The organism is Streptomyces sp. NPDC058650 (assembly GCF_042717315.1).
GTDB lineage: Bacteria > Actinomycetota > Actinomycetes > Streptomycetales > Streptomycetaceae > Streptomyces.
The window spans coordinates 120,015-136,895 of record NZ_JBHXRL010000008.1; the positions used below are offsets into that span (position 1 = coordinate 120,015).

Annotated in this window: 15 protein-coding genes; 7 read left to right on the plus strand and 8 right to left on the minus strand. The window is 71.3% G+C overall.

Translation table 11 applies throughout. The features are described from left to right. Positions 1 to 45: 45 nt before the first annotated feature. The gene (locus tag ACFWWU_RS16625; RefSeq protein ID WP_384145260.1) at positions 46 to 1,275 is read left to right on the plus strand and encodes a GNAT family N-acetyltransferase; all 1,230 of its coding nucleotides are present in this window, start codon (positions 46 to 48) and stop codon (positions 1,273 to 1,275) included. Positions 1,276 to 1,315: 40 nt separating this feature from the next. On the opposite strand, the gene ACFWWU_RS16630 is transcribed toward ACFWWU_RS16625, so the two are convergent. After that, a complete protein-coding gene (locus ACFWWU_RS16630) occupies positions 1,316 to 2,134 on the minus strand; it encodes an Fpg/Nei family DNA glycosylase (protein WP_384145263.1) in 819 nt (272 codons plus the stop codon). Further along, a complete protein-coding gene (locus ACFWWU_RS16635) occupies positions 2,134 to 2,628 on the minus strand; it encodes a ribose-5-phosphate isomerase (RefSeq protein ID WP_384145266.1) in 495 nt (164 codons plus the stop codon). The genes ACFWWU_RS16630 and ACFWWU_RS16635 overlap by 1 nt, the downstream gene beginning before the upstream one ends. A gap of 196 nt (positions 2,629 to 2,824) precedes the next feature. On the opposite strand from ACFWWU_RS16635, the gene ACFWWU_RS16640 reads away from it, so the two are divergent. Next, positions 2,825 to 4,264 (plus strand): amino acid permease, encoded by a 1,440-nt coding sequence (locus ACFWWU_RS16640; protein WP_384145269.1) that lies wholly within the window; start codon positions 2,825 to 2,827, stop codon positions 4,262 to 4,264. Between the two features lie 68 nt (positions 4,265 to 4,332). On the opposite strand, the gene ACFWWU_RS16645 is transcribed toward ACFWWU_RS16640, so the two are convergent. Further along, positions 4,333 to 4,926, minus strand: a complete 594-nt coding sequence (locus ACFWWU_RS16645) for a biotin transporter BioY (protein WP_384145272.1) — start codon at positions 4,924 to 4,926, stop codon at positions 4,333 to 4,335. A 253-nt stretch (positions 4,927 to 5,179) separates the two neighbouring features. Here ACFWWU_RS16645 and ACFWWU_RS16650 point away from each other — a divergent pair, with 253 nt between their 5' ends. The 3 genes from ACFWWU_RS16650 to ACFWWU_RS16660 all read left to right on the plus strand — a co-directional run bounded on the left by ACFWWU_RS16650 (position 5,180) and on the right by ACFWWU_RS16660 (position 8,917). After that, on the plus strand, positions 5,180 to 6,553 hold the full coding sequence (locus ACFWWU_RS16650) for an amino acid permease (RefSeq protein ID WP_384145275.1): 1,374 nt from the start codon (positions 5,180 to 5,182) through the stop codon (positions 6,551 to 6,553). A gap of 116 nt (positions 6,554 to 6,669) precedes the next feature. Beyond that, positions 6,670 to 8,088, plus strand: coding sequence for an amino acid permease (locus ACFWWU_RS16655; RefSeq protein ID WP_384145278.1), 1,419 nt, complete (start codon positions 6,670 to 6,672; stop codon positions 8,086 to 8,088). A 184-nt stretch (positions 8,089 to 8,272) separates the two neighbouring features. Continuing rightward, positions 8,273 to 8,917: a superoxide dismutase gene (locus ACFWWU_RS16660; protein WP_384145283.1), complete on the plus strand. Its 645-nt coding sequence runs from the start codon at positions 8,273 to 8,275 to the stop codon at positions 8,915 to 8,917. Between the two features lie 115 nt (positions 8,918 to 9,032). Here ACFWWU_RS16660 and ACFWWU_RS16665 read toward each other — a convergent pair whose 3' ends face one another. Next, positions 9,033 to 9,668 (minus strand): DsbA family protein, encoded by a 636-nt coding sequence (locus tag ACFWWU_RS16665; RefSeq protein WP_384145286.1) that lies wholly within the window; start codon positions 9,666 to 9,668, stop codon positions 9,033 to 9,035. A 180-nt stretch (positions 9,669 to 9,848) separates the two neighbouring features. On the opposite strand from ACFWWU_RS16665, the gene pepN reads away from it, so the two are divergent. Together pepN and ACFWWU_RS16675 are read left to right on the plus strand one after the other, a co-directional pair. Beyond that, positions 9,849 to 12,398, plus strand: a complete 2,550-nt coding sequence (pepN, locus tag ACFWWU_RS16670) for an aminopeptidase N (protein ID WP_384145289.1) — start codon at positions 9,849 to 9,851, stop codon at positions 12,396 to 12,398. Positions 12,399 to 12,588: 190 nt separating this feature from the next. Beyond that, positions 12,589 to 13,596, plus strand: a complete 1,008-nt coding sequence (locus ACFWWU_RS16675; RefSeq protein ID WP_384145291.1) for a hypothetical protein — start codon at positions 12,589 to 12,591, stop codon at positions 13,594 to 13,596. 12 nt (positions 13,597 to 13,608) lie between these two features. Here ACFWWU_RS16675 and ACFWWU_RS16680 read toward each other — a convergent pair whose 3' ends face one another. The 4 genes from ACFWWU_RS16680 to ACFWWU_RS16695 form a co-directional block, all read right to left on the minus strand. Beyond that, the gene (locus ACFWWU_RS16680; RefSeq protein WP_384145294.1) at positions 13,609 to 14,766 is read right to left on the minus strand and encodes a serine hydrolase domain-containing protein; all 1,158 of its coding nucleotides are present in this window, start codon (positions 14,764 to 14,766) and stop codon (positions 13,609 to 13,611) included. Between the two features lie 132 nt (positions 14,767 to 14,898). Further along, positions 14,899 to 15,366 carry an NUDIX hydrolase gene (locus ACFWWU_RS16685; protein ID WP_384145296.1) on the minus strand — a complete coding sequence of 156 codons (468 nt, stop codon included), beginning with the start codon at positions 15,364 to 15,366 and terminating at the stop codon, positions 14,899 to 14,901. Positions 15,367 to 15,375: 9 nt separating this feature from the next. Then, positions 15,376 to 15,930, minus strand: coding sequence for an HPP family protein (locus tag ACFWWU_RS16690; RefSeq protein ID WP_384145299.1), 555 nt, complete (start codon positions 15,928 to 15,930; stop codon positions 15,376 to 15,378). Positions 15,931 to 15,976: 46 nt separating this feature from the next. Continuing rightward, positions 15,977 to 16,861, minus strand: coding sequence for a pyridoxamine 5'-phosphate oxidase family protein (locus ACFWWU_RS16695; RefSeq protein ID WP_384145301.1), 885 nt, complete (start codon positions 16,859 to 16,861; stop codon positions 15,977 to 15,979). Between the last annotated feature and the right edge of the window lie 20 nt (positions 16,862 to 16,881).

A 16,881-nucleotide genomic window follows, 5' to 3' on the forward strand; every position in this document is an offset into this window, starting at 1 on the left:
TGAAATCGGGTCGCCCCGGGCGGGCGGCGCTGATATCGATGGCATATGACGACTGAACTGCGGGTACTCGACCCGACCGAGTGGGATCGCTGGTACGAGGTCCTGGAGCTGGCGTTCGGGGGTGTGGCCGAGGCTCCGGAGGAGCGCACGCTCTGGCGCGATCTGACCGAGTTCGACCGCTTCTTGGGTGTGTGGGACGGCGATCTGTGCGTGGGGACGGCGGGCGCGTTCTCGTTCCGGCTCACGGTGCCGGGCGGGGCGTCGGTGCCGGTGGGCGGAGTGACGATGGTGAGCGTGGCGGGGACGCACCGCCGGCGCGGGATCCTGACCTCGATGATGCGGCGCCAGCTTGACGACCTGCGGGCCGGGGGCGAGTCGGTGGCGGTGCTCACGGCCTCGGAGCCGGAGATCTACGGGCGGTTCGGCTACGGCGTCGCCGCGTACGCGGCGCGGGCGACGATCGACACGACCCGGGTGCGGCTCTCGGTGCCGGAGGGCACGGACGGGGTCGTCCTGCGCCGGGCCGACCTGACGGAGTCCTCCGCGGCGTGCGAGGCGGTGTACGCGCGGCTCGTTCCCGGTCGGCCGGGGATGCTCGCCCGGCTGCCCCAGTGGGAGCGGCTGCCGCTGATCGACCCGCCGGCCGACCGGGAGGGCTCCTCGCCGCGGCTGTGCGTGCTCGCCGAACGGGCCGGGGAGGTCGTGGGGTTCGCGCACTACGCGATCAAGCCGGAGTGGTCCTTCTCGGGTGCCGACGGGGCCGTCACGGTCCATCAGTTGATGGGGCTCGACGCGGTGGCGGAGGCGGCGCTGTGGCGGTTCCTCTGCTCGGTGGACCTGACCAAGGAGGTACGGGTCCTCAGCCGGCCGGTGGACGACGCCTGGCAGCACCTGGTGAGCGACGTACGGCGCTGCGCCCCGAAACTGCGGGACGCGCTGCACGTGCGCCTGGTGGAGGTGAGTGCCGCTCTGGAGGCGCGGACGTACCAGGCGCCGGTGGACGTGGTGTTCGAGGTCGAGGACGCGTTCTGCCCCTGGAACGAGGGGCGTTGGCGGCTGACGGGTGACACGAAGGGCGCGACCTGCGTCCGGACCTCGGATCCGGCGGACCTCGAACTGTCCGTACGGGAGCTGGGCACGGCGTACCTGGGCGGGCCCTCGCTGATGTCGCTCGCGGCGGCGGGGCGCGTGCGCGAGCTGAGGGAGGGTGCCCTGGTGGAGGCCTCGGTCGCCTTCGGGTCGCCGGTGGCGCCGTGGCTGCCGCACGGGTTCTAGACCGCTGGCGGGTCTGGACCGGCTGGCGGGTCTGGACCGGCTAGCGGGTCTGGCAGCCCGGGCACCAGAAGAGATTGCGGGCGGCGAGGTCGGCGGTGCGGATCTCGCCGCCGCAGATGTGGCAGGGCTGGTGCGCCCGGCGGTAGACGTACACCTCGCCGCCGTGGTCGTCGACGCGCGGCGGGCGGCCCATCGCCTCGGGCGTGTGCTCGGGGCGGACGGTGTCGATGCGGTTGAGGCGTACGCCTTCGCGCATCAGCGCGGCGAGGTCGGTCCAGATCGCGTCCCACTCCCCCGGCGTCAGGTCCCTGCCCGCGCGGTAGGGGTCGATGCCGTGCCGGAAGAGGACCTCGGCGCGGTAGACGTTGCCGACGCCCGCGATGATCTTCTGGTCCAGGAGCAGGGCGGCGATCGTCGTGCGGGACTTCGAGATCCGGCGCCAGGCCTTGGCAGCCCCGTCGGTGGCATCGCCGGGCCGGAGCGGGTCGGGGCCGAGGCGGTCGTGTATCGCCTGCTTCTCGGCGTTCGTGATGTACGCGCAGGTCGTCGGGCCGCGGAGGTCGACGTACCCGTCCGTGTCGGCGATCCGCATCCGGACCGTGCCCGTGGGCGGCGGGACGGGCGCGGCGCCGAAGTTCACCTTGCCGAAGAGGCCGAGGTGGATGTGGACCCATTCCCTGTCCTCGAAGGCGAGGAAGAGGTGCTTGCCGTGGGCCTCGGTGGTCTCCAGGACGCTCCCGTCGAGCAGGGCCGCCGAGTCGGCGAACTTGCCCTGGGGGCTGGAGACGCGCACGGGACGGCCGCCGAACCGCTCGCGGTGGTCGGCGGCCAGCCGGTGGATGGTGTGCCCTTCGGGCATCAGGCGGTGGGCTCCTGCGGGTGGTGGGCCGGGATCGGGGGGAGCTCGCCGGTGTTCTCGTACGCGGTGAGCATGTCGATCCGGCGGGTGTGACGCTCGTCACCCGAGTACGGCGTGCTCAGGAAGATCTCGACGAACTTCGTCGCCTCTTCCCGGGTGTGCATCCGGCCACCGACGGAGATCACGTTGGCGTTGTTGTGCTCGCGGCCGAGGGCGGCGGTCTGCTCGCTCCAGGCGAGGGCGGCGCGCACCCCCTTCACCTTGTTCGCGGCGATCTGCTCGCCGTTGCCGGAGCCGCCGATGACGATGCCCAGGCTGTCCGCGTCGGCGGCCGTCTTCTCGGCCGCGCGCAGGCAGAACGGCGGGTAGTCGTCGAGGGCGTCGTAGATGTGCGGACCGCAGTCGACGGGCTCGTGGCCGTGTGCCGTGAGCCACTCGACGAGGTGGTTCTTGAGTTCGTATCCGGCGTGGTCGGAACCGATGTAGACGCGCATGGTGCCGAGTGTGGCATGTCAGGGGCCGGGTAGCGGTCAGCGGGGTCGGGACGTTCACCCGGCCTGGTATGGACCTTCGACTCTCGCGGAGTGGTCCTCACAACTATCCGGAATGAGGTCTTCCGATCACACCCGTTCACAGGGTTCAATGCTCGGGCTCGCGATCCGAGCGCCCCCCACACGCAAGGAAGCGTTCATGAACACGCAACCGACCCTGACGAAGGACGGCGAGGAGACCGGTACCCCCGGGACACCGCACTCCTCCGACGGCCTCAAGGCCGGTCTCAAGAACCGTCACCTCTCGATGATCGCCATCGGCGGCGTCATCGGTGCCGGCCTCTTCGTCGGCTCCGGCTCCGGCATCGCCGCGGCCGGCCCCGCGATCCTGCTGTCCTACTTCCTCGTCGGCGCCATGGTCGTCTTCGTGATGCGGATGCTCGGCGAGATGGCCGCCGCCCGGCCGTCCTCCGGCTCCTTCTCCGCCTACGCCGACCGGGCCCTCGGCCGCTGGGCCGGCTTCAGCATCGGCTGGCTGTACTGGTTCTTCTGGGTCGTCGTCCTCGCCGTCGAGGCGACCGCGGGAGCCAAGATCCTGGAGGGCTGGATCCCGGCCGTACCGCAGTGGGGCTGGGCGCTCATCGTGATGGTGGTGCTCACCCTCACCAACCTGGGCTCGGTCGCCTCGTACGGCGAGTTCGAGTTCTGGTTCGCCGGCATCAAGGTCGTGGCCATCGGCGCCTTCGTCGTCATCGGCATGCTCGCGGTCTTCGGCGTGCTGCCCGGCTCGGACAACCCGGGCACCGGATTCGCGCACCTCACCGACGCCGGGGGCTTCTTCCCGATGGGCGCGGGCGCGGTCCTCACCGGTGTGCTGATGGTCGTCTTCTCGTTCATGGGCAGCGAGATCGTCACCCTCGCCGCCGGTGAGTCCGAGGACCCGCAGAAGGCCGTCACCAAGGCCACCAACAGCGTGATCTGGCGGATCGGCGTCTTCTACCTGGGCTCGATCTTCGTCGTCCTGACCCTGCTGCCGTGGAACGACAAGTCGATCGTCGACAAGGGCTCGTACGTCGCCGCCCTCGACTCCATCGGCATCGCGAACGCCGGCCAGATCATGAACGTGATCGTCCTGACGGCCGTCCTGTCCTGCCTGAACTCGGGTCTCTACACCGCTTCCCGCATGGCGTTCTCGCTCGGTCAGCGCGGCGACGCGCCGAAGGCCTTCGCCAAGGTCAACAAGCGGGGCGTGCCCACGGCGGCGATCCTCGGCTCGGTCGTCTTCGGCTTCGTCGCGGTCTTCTTCAACTACAAGTGGCCGGACACCGTCTTCGCCTTCCTGCTGAACTCCTCCGGCGCGGTCGCGCTCTTCGTCTGGCTGGTCATCTGTGTGACCCAGCTGAAGATGCGCGGCATCATCCTGCGCGAGACGCCGGAGAAGCTGGTCGTGAAGATGTGGCTCTTCCCGTACCTGACCTGGGCGACGATCGGCATGATCGTCTTCGTCCTCGGCTACATGCTGTACGACGGCGGCAGCGCCCGTGAGCAGGTCGTGCTCTCGCTGCTGGTGGCCGCGCTCGTGATCGCGATCGCGCTGGTCCGGCAGTGGAGGGCGAAGGCGCCGTCCGAGCGCCCGTAGTCCGTACGCGTACGAGAGGGCCCGTCGTTCCCCCGGAACGACGGGCCCTCTCGCGTACCTCGACCCGCTCAGCTCTTGCGGCCGACGAGCTTCCAGGCGGCCGGCAGGGCGCCCATGGCGAGCGCGGCCTTGAGGGCGTCGCCGATGAGGAACGGGGTGAGGCCCGCGGCGACGGCCTGGCCGAAGGTCATGCCGGTGGCGAGCGCCAGGTAGGGCACGCCGACCGCGTAGATGATCGCGGAGCCGAGGGCCATCGCGCCGGCCGTGCGGAGCACCGAGCGGTCGGCGCCGCGGCGGGCGAGGGCGCCGACGACGGTCGCGGCGAGCATCATCCCGAGGATGTAGCCGAAGGACGGCATGCCGTAGCCCGAGGTGGCCTGCGCGAACCACGGCACGCCCGCCATGCCCGCCACGGCGTACGCGGCGAGGGCCAGGAAGCCGCGGCGGGCGCCGAGCGCGGTGCCGACGAGCAGGGCGGCGAAGGTCTGGCCGGAGACCGGGACCGGGGAGCCGGGGACCGGGACGGAGATCTGCGCGGCGAGGCCGGTCAGGGCGGCGCCGCCGACGACCAGCGCGATGTCGCGGGCGCGGCTCGCGGGGATCAGGTCGGCGAGGACGGAGCCCGCACGGAGGGAACGGACGGGGGCGGCGGCGGTGCTCATCGGTACTCCGCGGGGTGAGGGTGGGTGGGACACGTTGACGCTATGCCAGGAGTGAGCGTCCGATCACCGTCAGCCGCCCACAAAGCGGCGGTCGAGCCCTTCGTGGAGATCGAACAAACCCCGTCGATCACACCTCACGCCACGTGACGCTCGTCACTGGGAACTCGCGCGCGGAGGTCCCTTTTGCGCCAGGGCGCCTTCACTGGAGAGACTGTGGAGTCTCCATAAACCGTCAGAGAGCACGAGCCCCCACATGCACGACTCCCTCGCCACCGAACCGGAGCCCCTCTCCCACGGTCTGAAGCAGCGTCATCTGACGATGCTGGGGCTCGGCGGGGTGATCGGTGCCGGGCTCTTCGTCGGTTCGGGCGCGGGCATCGCGGTCGCAGGCCCCGGCATCGTGGTCTCGTATCTGATCGCGGGCGCGCTCGCGATGCTCGTCATGCGGATGCTGGGCGAGATGTCGGCGGCGATGCCCGCCTCCGGGGCGTTCTCGGTCCACGCCGAGCGGGCGCTCGGGCGCTGGGCGGGTTTCTCGGTGGGCTGGCTGTACTGGTTCCTGCTGGTGGTCGTCCTCGCGGTGGAGGCGACGGGTGCGGCGCGGATCGCGAACGGCTGGGCGCCGGGGGTCCCGCAGTGGGGCTGGGTGCTGATCTTCATGGTCGTCTTCACCCTCGCCAACCTCGCGGCGGTGAAGAACTTCGGCGAGTTCGAGTTCTGGTTCGCCGCGCTGAAGGTCGGCGCGATCGTGCTCTTCCTGATCCTCGGCACGCTCGCGATCGTCGGTTGGCTCCCCGACACGGACCCCGTGGGGATGGCCAACCTGACCGGGCAGGGCGGTTTCCTGCCGAACGGCTGGGAGGGCGTCGTCTCCGGTGTCCTCGCCGTGATCTTCGCCTTCGGCGGCCTGGAGGTCGTCACGATCGCGGCGGCCGAGTCGGCCGACCCGGCGCGGAACGTGGCGCGGGCGGTGCGCAGCGCGGTGTGGCGGATCCTCCTCTTCTACGTGGGGTCGATGCTGGTCATCGTGACGCTGCTGCCGTGGACGTCGATGGAGCCGGGCCGGTCGCCGTACGTGGCGGTCCTGGACGCGATCGGGGTGCCGGGGGCGGGCCAGATCATGAACGTGGTGGTGTTCGTGGCGCTGCTCTCGGCGCTCAACGCCAACCTGTACGGGTCGTCCCGGATGGTGTTCTCGCTCGCGGAGCGCGGGGAGGCGCCGAAGGGGCTGCTCCGGGTCTCGGCCGGCGGGGTGCCGCGCCGGGCGGTGCTCGCCTCGGTGGCCTTCGGCTTCGTCTCCGTCCTCCTCAATCTGAAGTGGCCGGATTCCGTCTTCCTCTACATGCTCAACGCGGTCGGCGCGGTGCTGCTCTTCGTCTGGGCCCTGATCGCGGTCTCGCAGCTGAAGCTGCGGCGCCGGATCGAGCGCGAGGCGCCGGAGACGCTGACGCTGCGGATGTGGGGCTTCCCGTGGCTGACGTGGGTGGCGCTGGCCGCGATGGCGGCGGTGCTCGTCCTGATGCTGACGGACGACGCGGCGCGTCCGCAGGTGCTGTGGTCGGCGGCGGCGACCGGGGCGGTGCTGCTGATCGCGTGGGCGCGGGAGCTGCGTACGAACCGATCATGAACCTTCACTTTGTGTGAAGGTCGTGACCGTATAGCGGACATCGGTTCCCTCTGAACGGTGTGCCGACCCAGACTGTGGGCTCCCTCCCCGTCTCAGCTAGTGAACAGGGCTCGCCCATGTCTCGGACCACCGCGCCCGCGCCGGCCGACCGCAAGGACGGCGCGACCGCACCCGCCGAGGGCCTCACGCACGGCCTCAAGCAGCGCCATCTCTCGATGATCGCCCTCGGCGGCGTCATCGGCGCCGGACTCTTCGTCGGCTCCGGCGCCGGCATCGCCGCCGCCGGTCCCTCGATCGTGATCGCCTACGCCATATCGGGCGTCCTCGTCATGCTCGTGATGCGGATGCTCGGCGAGATGTCGGCGGCGAACCCGGCCTCCGGCTCCTTCTCCGTCCACGCCGAGCGCGCCTTCGGCTCCTGGGCGGGCTTCACCTCGGGCTGGGCCTTCTGGTTCCTGCTCTGCGTCGCCGTCGGCCTGGAGGGCATCGGCGCGGCGAAGATCATGACCGGCTGGTTCCCCGGCAGCCCGGAGTGGGCCTGGGTCGCGCTCTTCATGGTGGTCTTCTGCGCCACCAACCTGGCGGCGGTGAAGAACTTCGGCGAGTTCGAGTTCTGGTTCGCCGCGCTCAAGGTCGGCGCGATCGTCCTCTTCCTCGGCATCGGCGTGCTCGCCATCACCGGCCTCCTGCCCGGCACGGACGCCCCCGCCCCCGGCACCACGAACCTCACCGGTGACGGCGGCTTCTTCCCGCACGGCTCCGAGGGCCTGATCGTCGGCCTGCTCGCCTCCGTCTTCGCGTACGGAGGCCTGGAGACGGTCACCATCGCGGCCGCCGAGTCCGAGCACCCGGTGCAGGGCGTCGCCAAGGCCGTCCGTACGGCGATGTGGCGGATCGCGCTCTTCTACATCGGCTCGATGGCGGTCATCGTCACCCTCGTCCCGTGGGACGACAAGGCGGTCGTGGAGAAGGGCCCGTACGTCGCCACCCTCGACCACCTGGGCATCCCGGCCGCCGGCCAGATCATGAACGTGGTCGTGCTGGTCGCCCTGCTCTCCGCGATGAACGCCAACATCTACGGCGCCTCCCGCATGGCCGGTTCGCTCGTGGCGCGCGGCCAGGGCCCGAAGGCGCTCGGCAAGCTCTCCGGCGGTGTCCCGCGCCCGGCCGTCCTCGTCTCCTCCGTCTTCGGCTTCGCCTGTGTGCTGCTGAGCTACTGGCGGCCGGACGACATCTTCGTCTGGCTGCTCAACACCATCGGCGCGATCATCCTGGTCGTCTGGTTCTTCATCGCCGCCTCCCAGCTGGTGCTGCGCCGCCGCACCGAGCGCGAGGCGCCGGAGAAGCTGGTCGTGCGGATGTGGGCCTTCCCGGTGCTGACCTGGGTGGCGCTCGCCGGCATGGCCGCGATCTTCGTGCTGATGGCCCGCGAGGAGGGCACGCGCGTGCAGCTGTACTGGACGGGCGGCCTGACGCTGCTGCTCGCGGTCGTCGGCTTCGTACGCCAGAAGGCGGCAGCGGGCCGCACGTCCTGATCCGTACCGCCTCGCCTCGAAACCCCCGAACCGCCTTCCGGTTCGGGGGTTTCGCCATGTGTGGAAAGACGGGCCGGACTCCCGGACCTAGGTCGAAGGACTGATCAACAACTCCCGCACCTGCTGTTAGCCTGCACTTGCGCATAGGTTGCAATAAGCAGGAGCCATTGAAGGGGCCGGGCACATGGCGATCTACACACTTCCGGAGCTGCCGTACGACTACGCGGCGCTGGAGCCGGTGATCAATCCGCAGATCATCGAGCTGCACCACGACAAGCACCACGCCGCTTACGTCAAGGGCGCGAACGACACCCTGGAGCAGCTGGAGGAGGCCCGCGACAAGGACCAGTGGGGGGCGGTCAACGGGCTGGAGAAGAACCTCGCGTTCCACCTCTCCGGCCACATCCTCCACTCCATCTACTGGAACAACATGGACAGCCCGAAGGCCGGGGGCGGCGGCGAGCCCCTGGCCGCCGACGGCGTCGGTGACCTCGCGGACGCGATCACCGAGTCCTTCGGTTCCTTCGCCAAGTTCAAGGCCCAGCTGACGAAGGCCTCCGCGACCACCCAGGGCTCCGGCTGGGGTGTCCTCGCGTACGAGCCGGTCAGCGGCCGGCTCATCGTCGAGCAGGTCTACGACCACCAGGGCAACGTCGGCCAGGGCTCGGTCCCGGTCCTCGTCTTCGACGCCTGGGAGCACGCCTTCTACTTGCAGTACAAGAACCAGAAGGTGGACTTCATCGAGGCCATGTGGCAGGTCGTCAACTGGCAGGACGTGAGCAAGCGCTACCAGGCCGCCAAGGCCTCGGTCCCGCTGATCTCCTTCTGATCGGCGCACCCACTCGTCCTGCTCGTGATCGTCTTCTCAACCTTCACGCCGCAGGCGGATGAAAGAAGGACCCCCGCGATGAAACGAATCGCGGGGGTCCTTCCGTTCAGGGGTACTACTCGAAGCTGGGCGCCGCCGTCCGGGTGCGCTTGATCTCGTAGAAGCCCGGCGTCGACGCCACGAGCAGCGTGCCGTCCCACAGCCGGGCCGCCGCGTCGCCGCGCGGGGTCGGGGTGACGACCGGACCGAAGAAGGCGACCTCGTCGCCCGTCGGGCCCGGTACCGCGATGACCGGGGTGCCGACGTCCTGGCCGACCTTGTCTATGCCCTCCGTGTGGGAGGCGCGCAGCTCGGCGTCGTAGGTGTCCTTGTCGGCGTACTCGACGAGGTCCTCCGGCAGGCCGACGTCCGACAGCGCGCCGGCGATCGCCTCGCGGGTCGGGCCCTCGCCGTTGTTGTGGAAGCGGTTGCCGAGCGCGGTGTAGAGCTTGCCGACGACCTCGTCGCCGTGCAGCTGCTGGGCGGCGATGACGACACGGACCGGGCCCCAGGCCTGGGTCTCCAGCATCTCGCGGTACTCGGCCGGGACCTCGTCGAGCCGGTTCTCGTTGAGCACGGCCAGGCTCATGACCTTCCAGCGCACGTCGACCGGGCGCACCTGCTCCACCTCCAGCATCCAGCGGGAGGTCATCCAGGCCCACGGGCACAGCGGGTCGAAGTAGAAGTCTGCGGTGGTCCTGCTCTCGGACATGTCACTCCTCGGTGCGGCCGTGATGAAGGCGGTGGCGATCACGGTGCTGATGCGTGGTGCTGTGCGTGGTGCGCCGAAAGGAGCAAACGCCACGGGCGCTCAAGGGCATTCCCGCGTGCCGCGTGACAGTGGCACATGGGAAGATCGGTGCTGTTTCGAACGTGCCACGAAGGAGTGACCGTGCCCGGTGAGAATCTGTCCCGCGACGAGGCCCACGAGCGGGCCGCCCTGCTGTCCGTCGACGGGTACGAGGTCGTCCTCGACCTGCGCTCGGCGGTCGGCGACTCCGCCGAGGCGGTGCGCACCTTCCGCTCGGAGACGACGATCCGCTTCCGCCGCACCGGCGAGGGCACGAGCACGTTCGTCGACCTGATCGCCCCGTCCGTGAACGCGGTCACCCTCAACGGCCGTTCCCTGGACCCGGCCGTCGTCTTCGACGGCTCGCGGATCACCGTCGACGGCCTCGCCGACGAGAACGTGCTCGTGGTGGACGCGCAGTGCGCCTACAGCCGGACCGGCGAGGGCATGCACCGCTTCGTCGACCCGGAGGACGGCGAGGTCTACCTCTACACGCAGTACGAGCCGGCCGACGCCCGCCGGGTGTACGCCACCTTCGAGCAGCCCGACCTCAAGGCCCCGTACCGCTTCGCGGTGACCGCGCCCGAGGGCTGGACGGTCTGGTCGAACGGCGCCGGAGAGCGGGACGCCGAGGGCGTGTGGCGGTTCGCCGAGACGGCGCCGATCTCCACGTACATCACGTGTGTCGTGGCGGGCCCGTACCACTACGTGACCGACAGCTACACGCGCGGCGAGCTGGAGATCCCGCTCGGCGCGATGTGCCGCAAGAGCCTCGCGAAGCACTTCGACGCGGACGACGTCTTCCTCATCACCAAGCAGGGCTTCGACTTCTTCCACGACAACTTCGACTTCCCGTACCCCTTCGGGAAGTACGACCAGGCCTTCGTCCCCGAGTACAACCTCGGGGCGATGGAGAACCCGGGCCTGGTGACCTTCCGCGAGGAGCTCGTCTTCCGGGGCAAGGTCACGCAGGCCGCGTACGAGAGCCGGGCCAACGTCATCCTCCACGAGATGGCGCACATGTGGTTCGGCGACCTGGTCACCATGGTGTGGTGGGACGACCTGTGGCTGAAGGAGTCCTTCGCGGACTTCATGGGCTCCTTCGTGAACGCCGAGGCGACCCGCTTCTCCAACAGCTGGGTCACCTTCGCCAACAACCGCAAGGCCTGGGCCTACCGCGCCGACCAGCTTCCCTCCACGCACCCGATCACGGCCGACATCCGTGACCTGGAGGACGCCAAGCTCAACTTCGACGGCATCACGTACGCCAAGGGCGCGTCGGTGCTGAAGCAGCTCGTCGCGTACGCGGGACGGGACGCGTTCCTGGAGGGTGCGCGCCGCTACTTCAAGCGCCACGCATACGGGAACACGCGCCTGGCCGACCTCCTCACGATCCTGGAGGAGACCTCCGGCCGGGACATGACGTCCTGGGCGAAGTCCTGGCTCCAGACCTCCGGTGTGAACACGCTGACGCCGGTCGTCACCTACGACGCGGCGGGCCGGATCACCGAGCTCGCCGTCGTCCAGGAGAGCGGGGAGCTGCGTCCGCACCGCGCGGCGGTCGGCCTCTACCGGCTGTCGGCGGAGGGAGACCTCGTGCGCTTCGCGCGCGCCGAGACCGACATCACCGGCGCCCGGACCGTCGTCGCGGAGCTGGCGGGCGAGGAGAAGCCCGACCTGGTGCTCGTCAACGACGACGACCTGACCTACTGCAAGATCCGCTTCGACGAGGGCTCGCTCGCCACCCTGCGCGCCCACCTCGGCGACATCACCGACCCGCTGGCCCGCGCCCTGTGCTGGTCGGCGCTGTGGAACCTGACCCGCGACGGGCTGATGCCCGCCCGGGACTTCGTCTCCGTCGCGCTCGCCTTCGCGGGCCGCGAGACCGACATCGGCGTGGTCCAGATGGTCCACACCTGGACGCAGACGGCGGTCACCCTCTACTCCGCTCCCGAGTGGCGCGAGGAGGGCGGGCGGCTGCTCGCCGAGGGCGGGCTGCGCGAGCTGCGGCTGGCCGAGCCGGGCAGCGAGCACCAGCTCACCTGGGCGCGGTTCTTCGCGGCCACAGCCGGTTCGGACGCCGACTTCCAGCTCCTGGAGGGGCTGCTCGACGGTACGGCGAGGATCGACGGGCTCGACGTCGACCAGGAGCTGCGCTGGGCGCTGCTCTCCCCGCTGGCCGTGCACGGCCGGGCGGACGAGGTCCGGATCGGCGAGGAGCTGTCCCGGGACGACACCGCGACGGGCAAGCGCCACCAGGTGCGGCTGCTGGCCTCGCGGCCCTCGGCCGCGGTCAAGGCGCAGGCCTGGGCGCAGGTCGTCGAGTCGGACACCCTGTCGAACGCGCTGGTGGAGGCGACGATCGCGGGCTTCGTCCAGTCCACGCAGCGCGAGCTGATCGCGCCGTACGCGGAGAGGTACTTCGCGGCGATCGAGGGACTGTGGGCCGAGCGGTCGATCCAGATCGGCATCCATCTGGTGAAGGGCCTCTTCCCGGGGCTCCAGGACAGTGACGCGACCCTGGCCGCGGCGGACGCCTGGCTGACGGCTCACGCGGCGGCCGCCCCGGCGCTGCGCCGCCTCGTCCTGGAGGCGCGGGACGACCTGGCGCGGGCGCTGCGCGCGCAGGCCTGCGACCGCCTGGCCGCGTAAGGCTGTGAGGGTGATGGGGGCCGCGCGCTTCGGCGGGCGGCCCCCATCGGCGTGCGGGGCGGTTGTCGCGTGCTTCGACGCGTGCCCCATCGGCACTCGAACGCGCGTACTTTAGGGCGAGCTTGTCCCTAAATGTCGACGAGCGTGTAACAGGGGTTAGGGGAGCCTTCGGAAGCGGAAGACCCCCGGCATGAACCACAACACCCCCATCACCCCCCGCCCCCTCCCCCTCGCCTCCCGCACCGGACGCACCCAACGACTCGCGTCCGCAGCCCAGTTGAGGACCCAGGGCGTTCCCGCCGGCGAGGTCGCCGCGCGCTGCCGACCCGGCGGCGGCTGGCAGCAGCTCCTCCCCGGCGTCTTCCTCCTCCAGCCCGGACCTCCGACCAGCGAGGACCGGCTCAACGCCGCGCTCCTGTACGCCCGTCGGGCCGGGGCGGTGCCCCCGCAGGGGCCCGAGGCGATGATCACCGGGCTCGCCGCGCTGACCCTGCACCGCTTCTCCTCCGCTCCCCCACTCACCGCCCTGGACCGGATCGACGTGCTCGTCCCGCGCACCCGGCGGCTGCGCTCCACCGGCTGGGTGCGGGTGGTGCGCGCCGCCGAGCACCCCGAGCCCGTGGAGCTCACCGGTGTCCCCGTCGCCCCGGCCGCCCGCGCCGTCGCCGACGCGGTCGCGGGCCTCTCGGACGCCGAGACCGTACGCCGGCTGCTCACCGAGGCGGTCCGCGGCGGACACTGCGAACCGGCCGCGATCGTCCGGGAGTTGAGCCGGGCCCGGCTGCTCGCCCGGCCGCACGTGGTGGACGCGGTGGACACGCTGCTCGCGGAGGGGCGCTCGCTCTCCGAGGAGCGGCTGTACGAGATGGTGCGGGAGTTCGGGCTGCCGGACCCGCTGTGGAACGTGGACCTGCGGCTGCCGGGCGGCCCGCACCTGGGCGGGGTGGACGCCTACTGGCCGGACCAGGCGGTCGCCGTCGAGCTGGACACCCGGGCGCCCCGGCAGGACGACGACGCGCTGTGGTCCGAGTACACCCGCAAGCGCGAGCACCTGGAGCGGCTCGGCATCACGGTCGTCCACCTGACCCCGCGGAAACTGCGCGAGGCCCTCGACCAGCAGGCCACCGTGGTCCGTACGGCCCTGATGGCCGCGCCGGACCGACAGCCCTCCGCGTACGTCGTCGTCCTGCCGCGCTGACCCGGTGCGGGATCAGCCCTTCGGCGCGGCGCCGCAGAACTCGGCCTCCAGGACCGGCAGGGAGTCGCCCGTCCAGTCGGCATTGAAGTTCAGGGCGATCGAGTGGTTGCCGTCGCGGGTGACCTGGGCGTCGGAGGAGGAGCCGTGGATGCCGCCGCCGTGGCCCCAGACCTCCTTGCCGCAGCTCAGCTTCTGCTTCATGAGCCCGAGTCCGTACCCCGCCCCGGGGAGTTCGGGGGAGATCGGGACGGTGGCGGTCATCTCCCTCAGCTCGGCCTTCGGGAGCAGCTTGCCCTTGAGCAGCGCGCGGTAGAAGGTCTGGAGGTCGTTGGAGTCGGAGATCATCTCGCCGGCCGCGTACGCGAGGGTGGGGCTGAGCTTGCTGACGTCGTGGACCTGGGCGTTCGGGTCGGTGTAGAGCTTGGAATAGGCGGGGGAGCTCGGCTTCGGCATCGTCACGTCGGTGCCGGGGACGCTGGTGGCGCGGAGCTTGAGCGGCTTGATGATGCGGTTCTCGACCGACTTGCCGTACGGGCGGCCCGTGACCTTCTCGATCACCATGCCGGCCAGGACGTAGTTGGTGTTGGAGTAGTTCCAGGCGGTGCCGGGGGCGAAGTCCGGGGCGTGGGTCATCGCGATGTCGACGAGCTGCTTCGGGGTCCACCGGTCGTAGCGGTGCTCCAGGAAGCCGGGACCGAAGACCTTCTCCTGGAAGCCGGCGTCGGAGGTGACGCTGTAGACGCCGCTGGTGTGGTTGAGCAACTGGCGGACGGTCATCTTCCGGCCGTCGTGGCCGTTGCCCCGGACGACTCCGGGCAGCCACTTCTCGACCGGGTCGTCGAGGTCGATGCGGCCCTCGGCCTGGAGCTGGAGGAGGACGGTGGCGACGAAGGTCTTGGTGATGGAACCGACGCGGTAGCGGTCGTTGCCCTTGCGCTCACCGGCGGTGCCGGTCCAGGCGCTCCGCCCGTCGCGGGCCTGGGCGACGGCACCGGGCACGCCGGCGTCGACCGCCGCCTGGAGTGCCTGCTGGGTGGCCGCGTGGTCCTGCTTCGCGGGGGCGGGCGCCGGTGCGGGCGCCGCCAGGGCGGGCGTGGCGAGGGCGGTGGCGGCGAGGCCGGCCACGAGGGTGGCGGCGACGACGGTACGGGCGGTGCGTGCGGCTGACATGCGGGGCTCCCCTGTTCCAGTTCCTGTTCCTGCGAACGCTGTGCTGCGGTCGGCGGGGAGGACTTCGGGGTTGCCGGGACAGTTGAGCGGGAGGCGGATGGTTGAGCCGTTTTCAGCCGTTCGCGGGAGGGGTCAGCCGTTCGACGGATCGGTGAGGCGGGAGCGGCCCACGGGGGGTCGCTCGCGCCACAGGTCGAGGCCGATGTCGACGAGGGAGACGCGGGTCAGGCCGGGGACGGCGTCGAGCGGGTGCCAGGCGGCGAGGTCCGTGGAGCCGCCGGTCTCGTTGCGCAGGGCACCACCGGTGACCTGCGCCTCGTAGATGATCCGCAGGCCCTGGAAGTCGCCGGGACCGGCGAGGCGGCGGAGCCAGCCGCGGCGGATCGAGTCGATGCCGAGGAGGGCGGTGGGTTCGGTGAGGTAGCCGGTCTCCTCCTCGACCTCGCGGACGACGGTGTCGACGGGCTCCTCGCCGTGGTCCATCCCGCCGCCCGGCAGGGTCCACTGCTTGTTCCCGTCGCTCGACACCCAGCGGGCGAGGAGGACCTCGCCGTCACGGACGCACACGGCGTAGGCCGCCACCCTCAACTCCTGCTTCATGCACAGAGGTTAGATCCAGTACGCGGGATACGTCCGCCCCGCGGCACGGGCGCCGGCGAGGCCCACGGCGACCAGGACGAGCGAGGCGACGGCGAGAAGGCCGAGAAACGACCAGAAGGGCGGAGCCTGGAGGGCGACGATCACGGCGGTGGCCGCGGCGGGCGAGTGCGGGGTGCGGGCGCACATCATCACGCCGAGGGCGAGGCCGCCCGCGACGGCGGCGCCCCAGAGGCCGGGGCCGGCCACGGCGAGGACCCCGAAACCGGTGAGGGCGGAGAGCAGTTGGCCGCCGACGACGGAGCGCGGCTGGGAGAGCGGCAGGTCGGGGGCGCCCGCGACCAGCGCCATGCTCGCCGCGAGCGGCGGGATGAGGAGGGGCTGGTGGAGAAGGGTGCCGACCGCGACCAGGAGGAGGAGCGCGGTGACGGCGGTCGCGGTGCCGACGAGGAGGACCCGGGGGCGGGGGCGGGCGGGGGGTCCGGGGCGGGCGGGGGCGGGAGGGGTGGTGGTGGTCGCCGGGGCCGGGGCGGGGGCCGGGGTAGTGGCCTGGGTGGTGGGGGGCACGGGCGGTCCTCGGTCCTCAGGGGGCGGCGGGTCGACGGGTGGCGGGTCAGGGGGTCGGCGGGTTGGCCGGGGAGTACTCCGGGGCGGACCAGCGCAGGGGGCTGCCGGCCGGCGTCTCCACCGTGCGGTCGACCCGGAAGCGGACGACGCGCCCCTCGGGGCCGTACTCGGTGTGCGCGAGGCCGCTGAGCTGGAGGGTCGTCCCCGTCTCCCAGTCGAGGAAGAGCAGTCCGGCGCGGCCGTCCTCCTCCAGGTTGCCCAGGGTCAGGAACATGGCGTTGCCCGGGTAGTCCCGCCAGCTGATCTCCCGGGGCGTGTCGACCCGGACGAAGCCCGGGTTGCCGCCGCGGTGGCTCGCGTCGACGCCGTCGGGCGCGGTGGTGGTGACGAAGAAGGTGTCGGCGGCACGGACGCGGCGCACCTGGTCGGGGGTGAGCGCCTCGCCGTGCCGGGCGCCACCGGACTCGGGGCGGGCGGCGGCCTCGGAGCCGTACAGGTCCCGCTTCTGGAGGTACTTCGGGCAGTTGGAGAAGACCTGCTCGGCCTCGATCGCGAACCCACGTGCGCTGGGCCGCGCGATGCCGTTGAGGCGCATGCGGCGGCGGGTGCGGGGGTCGAGGGCGATCGTGCCGACGGGGGTGCCCGCCGCGGTGACGGCGGCGGCGAGCGGGTCGTGGGCGGGGACGCCGCCGGCGACGGAGACGGTGTGCGGGCCGGTGGCGCGGGTGAAGCCGGGCGCGCCGGTGAGCAGGGTCGACCAGACCCGGCCCGCGGGGTCGGCGGCGCCGATCACCAACATCGGCTGGACCTCCAGGAATGCGGCGGCGACGGGGCGGATGCCGGGGGTGACGGAGCGGCCCACGTGCGCGGCGAGGTCGCGGACGCCGAGGCGTTCCTGCAGGGCGAGGGAGCCGGAGTTGTACGGGTCCATGACGGGCCTCACTGGAGTGT